General features: G+C 36.4%; 17 protein-coding genes. 6 read left to right on the forward strand and 11 right to left on the reverse strand.

The genetic code is table 11. The annotated features are described in order from the left end of the window. Positions 1 to 299: 299 nt before the first annotated feature. Together ACFSAH_RS10135 and ACFSAH_RS10140 are read left to right on the forward strand one after the other, a co-directional pair. Positions 300 to 641, forward strand: coding sequence for a four-helix bundle copper-binding protein (locus ACFSAH_RS10135; protein ID WP_379662614.1), 342 nt, complete (start codon positions 300 to 302; stop codon positions 639 to 641). 246 nt (positions 642 to 887) lie between these two features. After that, complete coding sequence (locus ACFSAH_RS10140) at positions 888 to 2903, forward strand: BCCT family transporter (protein WP_379662615.1); 2016 nt, start codon at positions 888 to 890, stop codon at positions 2901 to 2903. 118 nt (positions 2904 to 3021) lie between these two features. Here the strand turns inward: ACFSAH_RS10140 and ACFSAH_RS10145 are convergent, their stop codons facing one another. After that, the gene (locus ACFSAH_RS10145; RefSeq protein ID WP_379662616.1) at positions 3022 to 3603 is read right to left on the reverse strand and encodes a TetR/AcrR family transcriptional regulator; all 582 of its coding nucleotides are present in this window, start codon (positions 3601 to 3603) and stop codon (positions 3022 to 3024) included. Positions 3604 to 3723: 120 nt separating this feature from the next. Here ACFSAH_RS10145 and ACFSAH_RS10150 point away from each other — a divergent pair, with 120 nt between their 5' ends. Together ACFSAH_RS10150 and ACFSAH_RS10155 are read left to right on the forward strand one after the other, a co-directional pair. Continuing rightward, complete coding sequence (locus tag ACFSAH_RS10150) at positions 3724 to 4242, forward strand: GNAT family N-acetyltransferase (RefSeq protein WP_379662617.1); 519 nt, start codon at positions 3724 to 3726, stop codon at positions 4240 to 4242. A gap of 13 nt (positions 4243 to 4255) precedes the next feature. Then, complete coding sequence (locus tag ACFSAH_RS10155) at positions 4256 to 4720, forward strand: DinB family protein (protein ID WP_379662618.1); 465 nt, start codon at positions 4256 to 4258, stop codon at positions 4718 to 4720. A 145-nt stretch (positions 4721 to 4865) separates the two neighbouring features. Here the strand turns inward: ACFSAH_RS10155 and porV are convergent, their stop codons facing one another. The 3 genes from porV to ACFSAH_RS10170 form a co-directional block, all read right to left on the reverse strand. Further along, positions 4866 to 5999, reverse strand: coding sequence for a type IX secretion system outer membrane channel protein PorV (gene porV / locus ACFSAH_RS10160; RefSeq protein ID WP_379662619.1), 1134 nt, complete (start codon positions 5997 to 5999; stop codon positions 4866 to 4868). Between the two features lie 117 nt (positions 6000 to 6116). Beyond that, complete coding sequence (locus tag ACFSAH_RS10165) at positions 6117 to 7619, reverse strand: hypothetical protein (protein ID WP_379662620.1); 1503 nt, start codon at positions 7617 to 7619, stop codon at positions 6117 to 6119. Between the two features lie 34 nt (positions 7620 to 7653). Further along, on the reverse strand, positions 7654 to 8163 hold the full coding sequence (locus ACFSAH_RS10170) for a T9SS type A sorting domain-containing protein (protein ID WP_379662621.1): 510 nt from the start codon (positions 8161 to 8163) through the stop codon (positions 7654 to 7656). A 136-nt stretch (positions 8164 to 8299) separates the two neighbouring features. Here ACFSAH_RS10170 and ACFSAH_RS10175 point away from each other — a divergent pair, with 136 nt between their 5' ends. Next, positions 8300 to 9097 (forward strand): glycosyltransferase family A protein, encoded by a 798-nt coding sequence (locus ACFSAH_RS10175; RefSeq protein WP_379662622.1) that lies wholly within the window; start codon positions 8300 to 8302, stop codon positions 9095 to 9097. Positions 9098 to 9217: 120 nt separating this feature from the next. Here ACFSAH_RS10175 and ACFSAH_RS10180 read toward each other — a convergent pair whose 3' ends face one another. The 7 genes from ACFSAH_RS10180 to ACFSAH_RS10210 form a co-directional block, all read right to left on the reverse strand. Then, on the reverse strand, positions 9218 to 9451 hold the full coding sequence (locus tag ACFSAH_RS10180; protein ID WP_379662623.1) for a hypothetical protein: 234 nt from the start codon (positions 9449 to 9451) through the stop codon (positions 9218 to 9220). 137 nt (positions 9452 to 9588) lie between these two features. Continuing rightward, positions 9589 to 9798, reverse strand: a complete 210-nt coding sequence (locus tag ACFSAH_RS10185) for a hypothetical protein (protein ID WP_379662624.1) — start codon at positions 9796 to 9798, stop codon at positions 9589 to 9591. A 662-nt stretch (positions 9799 to 10460) separates the two neighbouring features. Further along, on the reverse strand, positions 10461 to 11162 hold the full coding sequence (locus ACFSAH_RS10190) for a class I SAM-dependent methyltransferase (protein ID WP_379662625.1): 702 nt from the start codon (positions 11160 to 11162) through the stop codon (positions 10461 to 10463). A 117-nt stretch (positions 11163 to 11279) separates the two neighbouring features. Next, positions 11280 to 13316: a tetratricopeptide repeat protein gene (locus ACFSAH_RS10195; protein ID WP_379662626.1), complete on the reverse strand. Its 2037-nt coding sequence runs from the start codon at positions 13314 to 13316 to the stop codon at positions 11280 to 11282. Between the two features lie 128 nt (positions 13317 to 13444). Further along, positions 13445 to 13819, reverse strand: a complete 375-nt coding sequence (locus ACFSAH_RS10200; protein WP_379662627.1) for a DUF2304 domain-containing protein — start codon at positions 13817 to 13819, stop codon at positions 13445 to 13447. Positions 13820 to 13823: 4 nt separating this feature from the next. Continuing rightward, positions 13824 to 14537 (reverse strand): glycosyltransferase family 2 protein, encoded by a 714-nt coding sequence (locus tag ACFSAH_RS10205; protein ID WP_379662628.1) that lies wholly within the window; start codon positions 14535 to 14537, stop codon positions 13824 to 13826. Between the two features lie 171 nt (positions 14538 to 14708). After that, on the reverse strand, positions 14709 to 15461 hold the full coding sequence (locus tag ACFSAH_RS10210) for a sulfite exporter TauE/SafE family protein (protein WP_379662629.1): 753 nt from the start codon (positions 15459 to 15461) through the stop codon (positions 14709 to 14711). Between the two features lie 271 nt (positions 15462 to 15732). On the opposite strand from ACFSAH_RS10210, the gene ACFSAH_RS10215 reads away from it, so the two are divergent. Continuing rightward, positions 15733 to 16392: a phosphatase PAP2 family protein gene (locus ACFSAH_RS10215; RefSeq protein ID WP_379662630.1), complete on the forward strand. Its 660-nt coding sequence runs from the start codon at positions 15733 to 15735 to the stop codon at positions 16390 to 16392.

The following is a 16392-nucleotide window of genomic DNA, read 5'->3' on the forward strand; positions in this document are numbered from 1 at the left end:
GCGATCGGACAGGATGCGAAACTGTACTTATCAAGCTATCTGTTCCCACCATATTAGATAAATCTTCCAGGACAAACTTTGAGTGTAACAAGGTCAGTACCCAAATAATCTTGGACTATGAATTCTACAACAGCAATGGTCAACTTATCTATTTGGGTGAGTGTGCAATAACTCTCTTCTATCATCATACGGGTTATCCCGATTATCCATAATGATGTGCTTCAGTCCCAAGATAAAATTAAACCGAACAAATAATTGTCTCATTTGTTCTGGTCATATACTACAAAAATTTCAACATTATGATACAGACAAAATTTCAAGATTGTATAGAAACATGTGGAGAATGTGCCATATCCTGTCGCCAGTGCGTAGCTGCCTGTTTAAATGAAAAAGATCTGGAGCATCTTAAAAAATGTATCCAATTAAATCTGGAATGCACTATCATCTGTGCTACTACTGTAAAAGTCATGAGTATCGATGGGCAGTTAACTACAGAGCTCTGTAAAATATGTGCAGATATCTGCGAACGATGTGCAGACGAATGCGAAAAGCATGCAGATATGGGCATGGAGCATTGCCGTAAGTGTGCTGAAGCTTGCCGCGCCTGTGCCAAAACATGTAAGGAGATGTTAGCGGCTTAGCTGCATTAAGGTAATTGTTTCGACACCTGATTCCAATAGTAGTAAACCACCGAATCGCATGGCGTGGCGCTCATATGGTATTAATTTTCTATACAAAGCTAGTTAGATTGTATATCAAAATGAATTTAATTAGGTTTGTACAGTCGTTTCCGTACTTCCTAAATACAGTATTTGTGGTACGAACAGAACTTCTTTGATTATTTCTTGAATGCTATTACCAAAAGACCAAGTATTTTAAAATTCCATATGAAAAAACCTGTAAGAATAAGAACGACACTCAATAAAGGGGTCGTTGTTCCAAGTTTGATTTTCATTGTGGGAATCTGTCTATTGTCGGCTATTTTCCCAAGTCTAACAGAAGACCTGCTCAACACAATCAAAGATTTTATCTTTGTGAACCTGAATTACGTTTATGTCTGGTCGGTAACCATTTTTGTCCTGTTCTTAGTGTATCTGATGTTCAGTAAATATGGTAATATCCGGTTGGGAAGAAATGATAGCAAACCCGCCTATTCCTTCTTTTCGTGGATTTCTATGCTTTTTGCTGCCGGCATGGGTATCGGTTTAATGTATTTCAGTGTTGCGGAACCGATGCAGCATTATTCAAATGAAGTTTTTTCAGGAAATACGGCTGTTCAGCGAGCCAAAGACGCACAGCTTTATACTTTCTTCCATTGGGGTATCCACGCTTGGGCTATTTACGGGATTGTCGGGTTGTCTTTAGCCTATTTTACCTATCGTTATCGTTTACCTCTTTCCTTACGGAGCTGTTTCTATCCTCTGTTGAAGGATAAGATAAAAGGCACATGGGGCAACATCATTGATGTATTCGCACTTTGCAGTACTTTTTTTGGAATTACCACCACATTGGGTTTCGGAGTCGTACAGATCAATTCTGGTCTGGAAACACTGAATATCTTACCAGGAAGCAGCTTTATTTATCAGGTATTGATTGTAGGTGTATTGGTTTCACTTTCTATTATATCTGCTGTAAGCGGGGTGGACAAAGGCGTACGGATATTGAGCAATATCAATATTGTAAGTGCTGTCATACTTTTACTTTTTGTTTTGATCCTCGGCCCTACGGTATATTTGATAGGAAGTTTCACGGAAGGGATCGGGACATATATCAATGAATTCTTTAGTTTGACATTTAGCACACATGTGTACGAAGAGAACACCCAGCAGTGGTTTTACGACTGGACAATACTGTATTGGGCATGGTGGATTTCGTGGTCACCTTATGTCGGGCTATTTATCGCTAAAATTTCGAAGGGACGAACCATACGGGAGTTTGTAGCAGCGGTCTTGATTATCCCTACTTTGTTTAATTTTATCTGGATGACTGTTTTTGGAAACAGTGCGATATGGTTTGATGCGAACGTTGCCAACGGGGTGCTGAGTCAACTTGCTGGCAATCCGGATGCCCTGATGTTCCGTTTCTTGGAATATCTGCCTCTAACCGAAATCACCAGTTTTTTGACTATTGCTATTATCATTATCTTCTTTGTTACTTCTGCCGATTCGGGTATGTTCGTCATGAACAGTATAGCAACAAAAAATGCCCGGATATCTCCGAAATGGCAGACCATCAGTTGGGGTATCCTGCTTGCCGTATTGGCACTGATGTTATTGAACGCTGGCGGACTGACGGCTTTACAAAGTATGACATTGATTACAGCCTTGCCGTTTTCTATTATCATGCTGCTTTTCATCGTCAGCCTGATAAAGGCACTGTCCATTGATAGAAGCTATTACGAACGTGATTTTTCAGCAACCACCATACCTTGGTCAGGAGAGTTTTGGAAAGAGCGTCTGAAACAGATCGTCTCCTTCAACGATAAGAAGGCTATTGTTGCTTTCATTGATACAACAGTTAGGGATGCCTTTATGGAATTACAGGAGGAATTTTCTAAAAATGATGTCGAAGCTAAAGTTAATAGCTATGAAAATCCCCATAGAATAGAGATAGAGATCAAATACGATGTCGTAAATAATTTTTTGTACGGGGTAAAAGGTGAATCGAGAATCGTATCCGATTACCTGCTGAATGAAGAAAACCTACCGGATATGGAAGGGAACCAAACTTTTTTCCCTAAATCATATTTTGGCGACGACCGCGAGGGATATGATGTACGTTTTTTCACCAAAAACGAATTGATTTCTGATGTACTGAAACATTACGAACGGTTTATAGAGATTATTTCTGAAGAACGCAATAAAATGTTCATCAGTAGCAACACCAACCGTAGGTTAAGATAACGAATGTAGTACGAGAACTTAAACACATTTTTATATCAGTCGTGTTTCTTTTATAGAAACAGTTTTATATCATTCAGTTTATATCCATAATCTCAGTTCCCAATAACGGCCTCTTGAGCTATTTTTTGACATAAGGCAGCAAAACAGACAACATGGTCGAAACAAAATCATAACGAGCCTCCTCCCCTGTGTACTGTCTGTATAAAGCATTATGAGATATCCAGAAATCGCCCACAATAAATAGATTTTTAACCAATTGTATTTTTATCTGATGAGGAAGTACAAGTAAAACTCCCTGATCTTCCAATCTTTGTAACCACCCCTTAAACTGTTCTTCTCTTTTTTTAATCAGTTGTTGATAATCGTTTTTAATTTCTGGAATCCAGATCCCAATCTCAACAAAATGTATAAACAGAAAACGGAATTTATCCATTTTCTCATATATGAGATTCAAAATCGGAATCAAATCATCCAGTTGTTGTAAAGAAAGTTCCTGTACTTGATCTATAATCTGATCGTACCAATTTGTTAAATCTCTAAAAAGTGCAATAACTATATCCTCGGTATGTTTAAAATGGTAATGCAAATTTCCTGCACTAATAGACATTGAGCTTGCTATGTGTCGTGTTGTAGTATTCCGGATACCTTGTTGATTAAACAGAATCCTCGCTGCATCCAATATTTTTTCATTGGTTTTCATATTATAAAAATAGAACATCCGTTCTATTTATTCAAAAAAACAATTATTTTTACTTTGTTTAGGGATAATAACTGACATTCATTAAAACAGACATCGGACTTCTTATATAAAGCTCCAAATATGATAAAGATAAAAAATAGTATAGTAGAAGATATTGACGATATTTTTAGGTTATACAGAATAGCAACAGATTTTCAGAAAACAAAGTTTATTGTTCACTGGCCAGAGTTCGACCGTAAAATGGTAGAGAGTGAAATTAGTGAGAACAGGCAGTGGAAAATTGAAATAAGAGGAAAAACTGCCTGTATTTGGGCAACAACATTCAGCGACCCCCAGATATGGGAAGAACGAAATGAAGACCCTGCTATTTACATTCATCGTATAGCTACAGATCCTGATTTTAGAGGACAAAATCTGGTTGTTGAAATTGTAAATTGGGCAAAAGATTATGCTACCACCCATAACAAACAGTTTATTAGAATGGATACCGTTGGTGATAACACAAAGTTAATAGCCTATTATGAAAAATGCGGATTCGAGTATTTAGGCCCCCTAAAACTCAAAAACACGGAAGGACTCCCGGCACATTATGATAATGCGACGGTTAGTTTGTTTCAAATAAACTTAAAGGAAGAATAAACTCACCTGAATTATGCTAATAAAAACCTTACAAACTTTGTTTGAGAGAGATCTAAACAAGTTAAAACACGAAATTGACTCCTATCAGGACGAACGAAAGCTGTGGCATATAGAAAAAGGTATTGCTAACTCGGCAGGAAACCTTTGTTTACATCTGATAGGCAACCTAAACACCTATATTGGTGCAGAGATTGGAAAGTCTGGTTACATTAGAAATCGTGAAAAGGAGTTTTCTTTGAAAAATATTCCAAAATCAGCGCTTATCCATGAAATAGATAAAACGAAAGAAATTGTTATAAACGCTCTTGAAAAATTAACCGAGAAAGATCTGGAAAAAGAATATCCTATTTTAGTTTTTGATAAAAAGACAAGCTTTGCCTACTTTTTAACGCATTTAACAACGCACCTCGCCTATCATGTAGGGCAGATCAATTATCACCGAAGATTACTCGATCAACAAGAATATGAGATAATATAATTAGCTACATGATATCACAGCACCTTTCATATTAATTGACCTGATATTACAAATAATATAACTAATACAGACCATTGTTATATCTGTTGTAAAATGGCTAAATTACTATTTACCTCTAACCATTTTTACTGCTAGATTAAACCACCTATTTATCGTTCAAATTTAAGGATAACGATAGACGCAAAGTATTTGCCAGTGCACTTTTGTACTGATTAGCTGCCAGATAGGATACCGCAAAATCAAGACTGCGATATTTATAACCTACGCCAAACGTAGCATACTTTCTATGCCCTTTTTCAGGGTTTTCATAGCTGTAACCTGCTCTTAAAGCAAATTGATTATCATACCAATACTCTATAGCTGGCGAAAACATAATTTCCTTTATTTCTTCACTAAACCCACCGGGTGCATCACTAAAAGACCCTATTATTCCGGAAACAATGGACCTGTCTGCATTTTTACCCTCTATTATATTACCTGCAGCATCTACCACAGGCGGAGTTGGCACCAACAGCTTATTCAAATCCAGGGCAAAAGTTAACTTATTCTGCTCATCCAAAAACCAGGTATTAGCCGCCCCTATCTTTAGGTTTGCAGGTAAAAACTCCTTAGATCCATTATACGAGTAACCAATTTTAGGCCCTAGATTAGAAATATAGGTACCAAAAGAAAAAATCGCATCTTTTCCAAATTGTTGCACTTTCTTAGTATAATATAAAGATACTCCTACCGCCAGTGTATTTACTTTTCCTACTTCTTCCCCTGCTTCAAAAAGTGACGAATTAAGGCCAGACTGAATATATTTAAGTGCCATACCCAGAGAAAAATCGCTCCCCATTTTACGGGAAAAAGTAGTTTCAAAAGCAAATTCGTTGGGTCTGTAACTTCCATACGAGGTTAGGTTATCATCATATACATCAACGTTTCCTATATTAAAGACATTAAGACTTAGCCCAAAAGCATTTTTATCATTTAGCTTATGCGCAAAAGCAGCATAAGCCAGGTTCATATCTTTATCTATATTATGCATCCATGGACTGTATGATAAAGAAAATGAATTTTTATTTTCCAGAAAAGCTAATTTCGAAGGATTCCAAAACATGGCATTTACATCCGGAGATATAGCCACCCCGGCATCTCCCATAGCCCCAGACCTGGCATCAGGACTAATATTTAAAAACGGTACGGTGGTTGTTATAGGATTACCTTGATTTTGAGCAAAAACAGGAACGATACTGATGCAAAAAACAAGGATATATACAGGTATGTTATTTTTCATGGAGATTATTTACTTTACAATCAAATGGAAATTTGAAGCCATCAGATTTAAGCAGTGTAACATGCAGCTTATAACCAAGCCGCAATATTATACTGCTTAAATTAAATGTATAATGCACTAATCGGCCACTTTTTTAACAGACCAAACTCCATCTACATTTAATGCAACAGTTAAACCATCCGCCTTGTATGCTAACTGTATTTGATCACCTGCTTTCAGGGACAAATTACCCGACAAAGGGACTGCAGCAGAACCTAAAATAGTCCTCAAAGTTAATACCAACGCAACATTAACATTAAGTATTGGTAATTTACTGCTTAACACAGCAACACCTCCTCTTTGCAGTTCAAAAGTAGGGGCAATACCTTGCCCTTGCCCTAAACTAGCAGTAGCAGCATTAGTTGTCATATAATTAATTACTGCACTAATGGCATATACACCATCCTCCGGGACAGTATAAACCCCGGTTGTAGCATTAAATCCAGTTCCTGTATAAAATGGATCGCTTGTCACATCGTAATTATTAATAGTACCCGAATCAGTGAATTCTAAAGCTATAGTCTTTTTAGAAGAAAATCCAATATTACTACCTGTTCCGCTTAGTGTTGACCATTGTGTATTATAATCTGTTCCATTAATCTTAGTCAATACTTGCCCTGCAGTTCCACCTGTAGGAACCCCAGGTCCTGTAGCACCTATTGCACCTGTTGCACCCGTTACTCCAGTTACTCCAACAATACCTTGAATTCCTTGCGGACCTGTTGCGCCGGTTACACCTGTTGCACCAGTTGCACCAGTTACTCCAACAATACCCTGAGCTCCCGTAGCACCTACTGCACCGGTAATACCTTGAATTCCCTGAATTCCTTGCGGACCTGTTGCGCCGGTTACACCTGTTGCACCAGTTACTCCAGCAATACCCTGAGCTCCCGTAGCACCTACTGCACCGGTAATACCTTGAATTCCCTGAATTCCTTGCGGACCTGTTGCGCCGGTTACACCTGTTGTACCAGTTACTCCAGCAATACCCTGAGCTCCCGTAGCACCTACTGCACCGGTAATACCTTGAATTCCCTGAATTCCTTGCGGACCTGTTGCTCCGGTAACACCTGTTGCGCCAGTTACTCCAGCAATACCCTGAGCTCCCGTAGCACCTACTGCACCGGTAATACCTTGAATTCCCTGAATTCCTTGCGGACCTGTTGCGCCAACAGGTCCCGGATTTAATGAATATAATGCATAAGGAACACTCAACAACTTGGAAGCTCCCATATCTACATAACCAGAACCTAAATTAACTTCTGTATTAATATATTTTTCTGTTGCCTCTGACCAGGATATATTACTAAATGTACCTTGATTTGCGTTTCCAGAACCAACATCTATAGCAAACAAACCGTATTCATTAGTGGTAACCTGATGAGTTTCCTGATACACGGCTGTACCACTTCCAGAACCATTACGAATAGATATACGTAACATGATTGACTTATTTACCAATAAAGCGCCATTAGCACCTCTGGCTACCGCCTGGTATTTAAATGCCTGAGGGGGTTGAGCTAGTACTGCGATTGATATTGTAAAAAAAGCAAGTACACAGACAAATATTTTTCTAAACATACACGGATTGATTAAAGCTTTTACGTAAAGGAGATTAGTTTCTAATGAGTTTTACCTGACCGGCAACAGTCTGGCCATTTTTTAAACGGACAAAATATACCCCGCGATTATATGCAGAAATATCTAATGGAACATACAAAAAGCTACTTTTTAAATAACTGACCTCGCTACTTTGCAAAACCTGACCTGAGGCATCTATAACTTCCAATAAATAATCTGTCTCGGGCATATCATTAAAGGCAACTTTAATGATCCCGGTCTTGGTAGGATTAGGGTATACCACAATAGGTTTTTCTGGATAAAGAGCTACTAATTGTTTTAATTCGGTATCAGGCTGCGAAAATCCTACTGTTAAGTACTTATGCGCAATATTATCCAAAAACAAACCCGATACAGGTTCGCCAACTACAAATGTAAGGCTTATATTTGCAGCCTGTAATGTTTCTCCTGCTGAAGCGACCACAGAGCGCTGAAGAGATTGAGCATGAACCTTTAAAGCAAATAAAAACGTAGAAAATAGTACAAAAGTAGATAGTTTCACCATATTAGATTATAACGGGCAAAGCTAGCAAAAGTTTCAATAATCTCAACAATCTTCTAAAATAGCTATATTGCCCATAAAACTTAAGCATCATTTGCAACAAAACAGGAACACAATTGGCTCCCAAGACATTTAATTAATGGACACAAAAAACCACTCTTTTGTAATTCCGGCTTATGGCAGTTCTCCTTACTTAGAAAAGTGTATTGAAAGCCTTATGCAGCAGACAAAAAAAAGCAAAATATTAATAACCACGTCTACCCCATCTGATTTTTTAAAAGATATAGCGAATAATTATCAATTGGAATTGATAATAAATCCAACTCCGAGTAGTATTGGGAATGACTGGAACTTTGCCCTTGGGGTAACAGACACAAAATACGTGACTATAGCTCATCAGGATGATATTTATGGACCTCAATACACTGAAAGGCTTTTAAAAAAAATAAATGCTGCTAAAAACAAAAATGTGCTGATTGCTTTTACAGGTTATTGGGATCTTATAGACAACCAGATCAGAAAAAACTCGCTGAACGCCTGGATAAAAAAACTTCTGTTAACTCCTTTCATTATTTCCGAAACCATTACATCTAAACATCTTAAAAAAACAATCCTACTCTTTGGCAATCCAATATGCTGCCCTTCCGTAACCTTTAACAAAGAAAATATTTCAAATTTTAAATTTTCAACTACTTACAGTTGTACACTCGACTGGTTTGCCTGGTATCAACTGGCAAAACAAACCGGTTCTTTTCTTTATATCAATCAACAACTTGTACAGCATAGAATACATCGAGAATCAGAAACTACTAACCAAATTACAAATGGTAAAAGAGCTATAGAGGAATATCTTTTTTTTGAACAGATTTGGGGAAAGCATATAGCCGGGGTATTAAGCCGATTTTATAGCAAAGGATACAAAAATAATGATATCTAATTCCCTCACCCAAAAACGCAATGTTTTAGAATAGCCCCCCTCTAAACAACCGTAGTAATTATGTTTCTTTCTCTCACTGTTTTTATACAGAAAGTTTATTCTTAAAAGCAACAACCAATATCAGGATACCTCTTTGTCTAACTGTACTTCGGCAATGGTTTCGTTATCGGGATAATCATAGGCTTTTATCTGTACTATTCCTCCGTTATAATCCAGGTTATTAACCTTGCTTATATAGGCCCAATCCAGACCATCTGCCTGCTGGATGGCATCCCCACTTTCTACCAGAGAACCTTCCAGGTTTAATAAGATAAAATGTACTCTTTTGACTTTAAAGTCATCAATCACTGCCACCTTAAACTCATACCCTGCCTGGCCTTGATAATCAGAAAAAGTTAATCCGTCTTCTATTTCAGGAGCTTTTAGATAATCTGCAAAGGCAGTATTAAAAGCAGACCTGCCATATCGGGTAACCGACTGATATCCTGCTTTTATAGCAGGATCTTTGAGCGCATGCTGTGCATATTTGCTGCCTGTTTAAATTTGTATCGGGACTTAAGCATAGCCTTGCTGGGAGATTTACGAGGTTTGGAGGGGGCATTGGCTACAACGGTTTTTCCAAATCTTTGCCTGAAAACGAGGCTGTTTCCGACAAGACCGCTTAACCCCTGAGTAATGATGTTTCTGTTTGATAATGCCATTTTGTTTAAATTTTAAAATGTTATATAACTGATATTGCTCTATTTTATATAGATATAATAGCGCCTACCCAATAAACATACAAAATAGAAAAGCAATAAAATAGCCATGCGACATATTGGAACCTTATGCAACATATTTAGAACAAAATAGAACATATCCCTCCCTTCATCGGTACTGTAAGTAGCACAAAAGAGAAAGGGTACAAACCTGACCTTTAATACTTCTTTAATGCTTCTCCAACACTTCTTTAGCACTTCTTATGACATTACTAAATACATTAATCATATTAGTTTAGCAGAAGTCTGTAATTTCCAAAAGGTTTAACAAAAACCAGGCAAACACACGTACATAAACGGTCTGTGTAAAAACAACAAATAATATTCCCAATAATCTCTACATAGATCAGGGTATACACCTAAAACACCTTCTTTTTGCTCCCGAAGAATACAACTACGAAGATTATAAACAAACAGAATAAATACCTAAAAAACAGACACGAACATTCATCCGGATTTTTATAAAATAGATCAGCAGCTTCGTTTTCGCAAAAAGCATTATTGAAATATTAGACCTTTTTTAAAACTTATCTCATAAGTTCAAATTAGGCTCTTAAAGTGAGGAAAATAAATCCAGACCTGTTGTTTTACCAAAATCATATAAATTATAAAACAATATCTATAATATAACCTCCTGCTGTCATAGGAAACAGCTTTTCAATTCCATTAATAAGGGTCTGGCTCATTTTTACCATTTGCTTTTTTCCGCTTGACGCTTGCATAATCATCTCTGTGAACCTGACATGATAAGGTATAATTTTCCATTCCTGAAAATGGGACAGATTACACAATGTGTTTAATGTTTTTAGAGAATACACTTGTAAATGATCTTTATGTGCTGACTCTCTGTTTACAAACGAAAGTACCATATTAGAGAAAGACGTGGCATTTGGTGTTGTACAGATTAGTCTTTTTCCAGGAAAAAGGTCTTTTAATGTTGTAAAAAAACGAAGCGTGTCTGGCAGATGCTCAATCAATTCACCTGCTATAATCACATCAAATTCTATATTCCCAAAGTCAATATTACCGAGCTCATATATGTCTCCTTTTAGAATATATGTATGCTTCCCAAAGAACACCCCTTTATCTGGAATTAATACCGAGTTATCTACCCCAACATGGTGAGCTGCGACAACAGATATCTCTTCAAACAAATAATTACCTGAACATTCTTTAATACGGGCTGTTTCATCATAACACCCCAAATCAAGTACCTTTTTATGATTACAGACAGTTGTAATGTACTTAATACGATCTACAGGTCCATCAACCCTTATTCTTTCAGTAGGAGTATAGTTTAGATTCATAATTCCATTTTATTCATCGAACCGACTTCATTAATAAAAACTACTGTTCTACAGACTATTATATTTTTCAATAGCAAACTCTCCCTCTTATTTATCACTCGTTAAAATGCTTTTATTTCACATTTCACGTTGTTTTAAAGCCCATTCCAAATTACCTTTAGCTAATGGATGATCGGGATTAATAGACAAGGCCTTTCTGCAAGCATCAGCCCCCTTATCCCATTGTTTTAATTGATTATAAGCCGCTCCCATATTGCTATAGGCATCGGCATAATCGGGTTTAATTTTTAATGCCTGCCGACATGCCTCAATACAACTGTTATAATCCTTACTATTATAATAATACAGACTTTGGTTAAGATAATCTGCTGCTGTTTTAGCTTTCGTTTCCTTTGAAACATCTCCTCTTTTAAATGACATCTTATCTTCTGCGAAAGCAAGACTAGATAAAGCTTTGGCATCACCAGGTAACAATACCAGTGTTTTTTTTGCTGTTTCTTTCAGTTCATTCCACAGTTCAAGTTGCTGGTAAACTTCTGTTAAAACGTTTAGCAAAAAAAGTGAAGAAGAATTAATAGCCAATGCTTTTTCTCCCATTTGCTGTGCTTCCACCAAACGATGTGTATCTTTTAAAAACTGTGCATAATAAACATAAGGAGCGAAAGCTCCCGGATCCAAAGATATGGCCTTCTTAAAATTCTCTTCCGCTAACTCCGGGGAATTAAGTGCACTTTTCAGAATACCTATATTGATATATAAAGTACTATAATAAGGCAAATAGACCGATGCTTTATTAAAATATTCTTCGGCCACACTATAATTTCCTTTTGCCATTTGGCTTAATCCATAATTCATTAACCCTCTCCCATTAAGTGGACTTTTTACCGTTACATCCAGCCAAAGTGTTTCTTCATCTTTCCAAATCTTATTTCGCTGATACACACCATAGGCATTTAAGCCTACGATAAAAAGGGCTATAAAAATTACGCAACTCCGGCTAAAAACATTCTTTTTCCAGACAGAACTATATTTTTCCAGACACAACGCCATTGCCATAACCACACTTAACATTAAACCTATAAATGGAAAAAACATTCTATGATCATTAGTGACTTCGGCAAAGGGTGCCAAAGAGGTAGGTAATAATGCAGCAGCAAACCAGATGAGGCCAAAAGCTATGGGTTTTGTTGCTGTTTTTTCAGACGCTTTGAAGATGCTCCATATTAATGCTATACAGAATGAAACACCTATGATAATTCTCTCATCAAAAGGATTGTAGATTACCGTCCAATCTGTATCTGCACTTAAATTTAACGGCAAAAAGAAAGCAATAAAATAACGTAACCAAACATAAGATTGCGTAAGTACGTAGGGGCCTAAAGGATTAGATATTCCCTCAATAGCATTTATTTTTGACAAGGTATATATTTGGGTTATCCCCACAACAATCAATAAAGGAAACAGCTGACCTATGGTTTTAAATATTTGGGGAAAATGTTCTTTTGTAAGAAGCTGCCGAAGCGAGAGCCCTTTTTCAAACAACACAATATAAAAAAACAAAATAATAAGCAATACCAAAACAGTTTCTTTTGCAAAAACGCCTATAAATGCGGGAATGATATATAGAAATTTATTTCTTAGATGTGGCCATCTTATGTAAATAAAAAATGAGGACACAATAAAAAAAGTAGATAAGACATCTGACCGGGAAATAATATAATTAATAGTTTCTGCATTAGCGGTGTGTAAGGCATACCATGCAACTCCAAATAGCGAAAGGTATTTAACATCTGGAGTCTTGATTGCATTGCTTAATAACTGCTTGTACACAAAATATAACATAACACATAACAAACCATACCATATAAAAGTAGAAAGATGAAAATAAAAAGGATTTAACCCTTTCCCTAACCAGTAGTCAATAGCTAATGTTGTAGTCACCATAGGCCTTAACCCCCAATGAGCGGGAGAGGCACTAAACATTTCTGGATGGAAAAAAAAGGCAGGTATATTTTTAATATTGCGTATATATACATTATCTACTATTGTATGCGAATCGTCAAAATGAAAGCCATTATAGAAATGATTGGCATAAACGCCAATGAAAACTATAAAGAGCAGAGTTGCCAATAATATAATATTCCTGTTCATCATTCTGTATTTGAGCTTACTAGGTATTCTTCTTTTAAATATTATTACGGGAGTAAAACCTTACTTCGTAAATAAGGTACCCATTATTAAAATTTCGATCAATTATACTGTCGCTGCTTATTTTAGCACAATCAGTTTTTTATATTTTCATTACTGGTTTTTACTTCTTCACTTCTTTCGAAAGTTTCTTTGAGTAAAGCTACTTCCTGGGTTAATTTTGTAATATTCTTCTGTAATTTTGAGTTTACTACCGAGAGATGCAGTAGATAAACCAGAATAATAAAAATGAATCCCATAAACACCAGATTTGCGGGAACAAAAACCCCAAATAAGTCGGACAACACAGTTAAGCCATTTTTCCAAAAAGAGAATATTAGCAATAAAATTGTAGTTAAAGTCCAAACAATGGCATACTCCTCTCTTAATCGCCCTCTAATAATTAATCGGGATACATAAAACAAGAATAAAAAATTTAATGTAATAGTAATAATCTGTATGCGTTCCATTTTTCTATCTTGGTTTACGGATGTAAGAATAAATCATAGCTAAAGTTACTTTGACACTATAATATATAGACCTTGAATTACTTATTGACGAAACCCCTCCTGTTCTGCTATTCATTAATACGGGAATTTCTTTTATTGTTAAACCTAACTTAGAAAATATAACCAAAGATTCTGGTTCCGGATAATCATCTGGATAACTAAAAGCTCCCGCTTCTATAGCTCTCTTTCCCAAAAGTCTAAACCCAGAGGTACTGTCATATATGGGCTTACCTGTTAATAATTTATTGAGAAAGTAGAAGTAGCGGATACCTATTCTTCTCATAAAAGACGACTGAAATCCTTGTTTATCAATAAACCTTGAACCTATAACAATATCTACCGCTGAAACTTCATACGCCTGTAACAACTTTTCTAATTCTACAGCAGGGTGTTGCCCATCGCCATCCATTTGTACCGCCAAGTCAAAGTTATAGAGATATGCATATTTGAGTCCTGTTTGTACTGCGCCTCCAATGCCTAAATTGCAGGATAAATCTATCGTTTTTATTCCTAAACTACGGGCTACAGACAAAGTTTCATCCTTAGAACAATCATTAATTACAAGCGGAATTATTTCATATTTCTCGATTATTTCCAACTGCCGAATAGCATCGATAACTCCGGGTAAAGATATCTCTTCATTATAACACGGAATAATTACAAGTACTTTTTTAGTCATTAAAACTGTTTAGTAAAAAACTACAAACTAATAGCTTCCGTATAATCTTCTAACGGAATTTAAATCTATCCAATCAATAAATTTAAGCCTGTTATAAAACTTTAAACTTACTCTATCTGAATTACAAAAACCTATATCTTTTCTATTTATCCCCATACTCCCAAATATAATTTATACCGCATAAGTTTTGATAAAGAAAACCGCAGTAATCAAAAAATTAAATATAACAATCCCCATCCTTAGTTTATCCGGATTTAACCGCTTAGTATATTTAGCTCCAAAATAACCACCACAAATTGTAGCTACCAGCATCGTACACGTTTCTGGCCATGCCACTTTACCCGCTATTACAAATAAAATTACTGCAATAAAATTAGCGACACCAACAAATAATGCCTTATTGGCATTAATTACTTTAATATCAGTAAGGCCAAATAAACTCCAGACAACCATCATCATAATACCTACAGCTCCGCCAAAATAACCGCCATATATTCCTAGTAGAAACTGTCCGGATAATACCAATACGCCACCTATCTTGAATTTACTACGCAAATACTCTCCCGCCGACTTCCCAAATGCAAAAGTTAAAGAACCAATTAGTAACAACCAGGGAATTATTTTCTTAAATTCTGATGCAGGCGTATATAAAAGTAATAAAGCCCCTACAGCTCCTCCTATTAATGTAAGCACAATCATAGACCACATAGAAACCCGTGGAAACGGGCGAACATATTCTCTAAACTCCCAGGCACTGGCCAAACTGGCAGGAAAAATCGCCACCGTACTCGATGCATTAGCAGAGACTTGCGGTACTCCTGCATAAACCAAAGCCGGAAAAGTAATAAAAGAACCACCTCCGGCAACAGCATTCATTGCTCCAGCCATTAAACCAACAAAAAACAAAACGAAAAGAACCTCCATTAGAACAAATAAATTCGGATCAAATATATACACTAAATACTATCAATTATTTTTCCTGTTGTAAAATGGCAATACAAAATTCACCTCTCTCCATTCATAGTTCATTAGTCTATCATTCACAAGTTTATAGTTCAATAACTCATCATTCTCTAATTCAGCGCTCTTAACCCCTCTTCATAAATTAACAAAATCCCTAATTTAAACTAACAATTTGGTAATACCCTTCTCTTACTTTTACACCGTAACCTCAAACATACATACTATTTTAGCTATGGAACGTTTAAAATATCTCTACACAACCAACAGGCCTTTTTTCACCTGCTTTATGTTATGGTTTATACTACTTACAGCAGTAGCTTTCTGCATTCCAAAACAGTATTCATTTCAAATTATCAACTCAAACAACCATCCTTTTGCCGATGTCTTTTTTACCGCAAGTACTTACACCGGAGATGGTCTATTTGTTATTGCTGCTGCTGTGATATGCTATCTTATCAGAAAAAGACAAATTGCATTTTCACTGGTGGGTACTTATGTTTTTTCAGGGCTTATATGTTCTGTTTTAAAAAACACCTTCCAGGCTTATCGTCCTGCCATGTTTTTTGAAAACCTATCTACATTTCATATTGTTCCATGGTTACCTTTGGCACACCACAACTCTTTTCCATCAGGTCATACTACATCTGCATTCGCTATGGCTACCACCATTGCCCTTCTTTCGGGCAACAAAAAACTAGGAGTTGTTGCCATTTGTATAGCTTTTTTAGCGGGCTATTCAAGAGTTTATCTGGGACAACATTTTGTAGAAGATATTTGGTTTGGCTCTTTTCTCGGCGTAAGTACTTCCTGTCTATATCTATTGCTGCTTCCTTACCTATCCTCAAAGAATCTTTTGAAGACTAACTTTCCACGTCCCTCTATTAAATTATAA

Origin of the sequence: Pseudopedobacter beijingensis (assembly GCF_042678145.1) — a bacterium.
In the GTDB taxonomy this organism is placed as follows: domain Bacteria; phylum Bacteroidota; class Bacteroidia; order Sphingobacteriales; family Sphingobacteriaceae; genus Pseudopedobacter; species Pseudopedobacter beijingensis.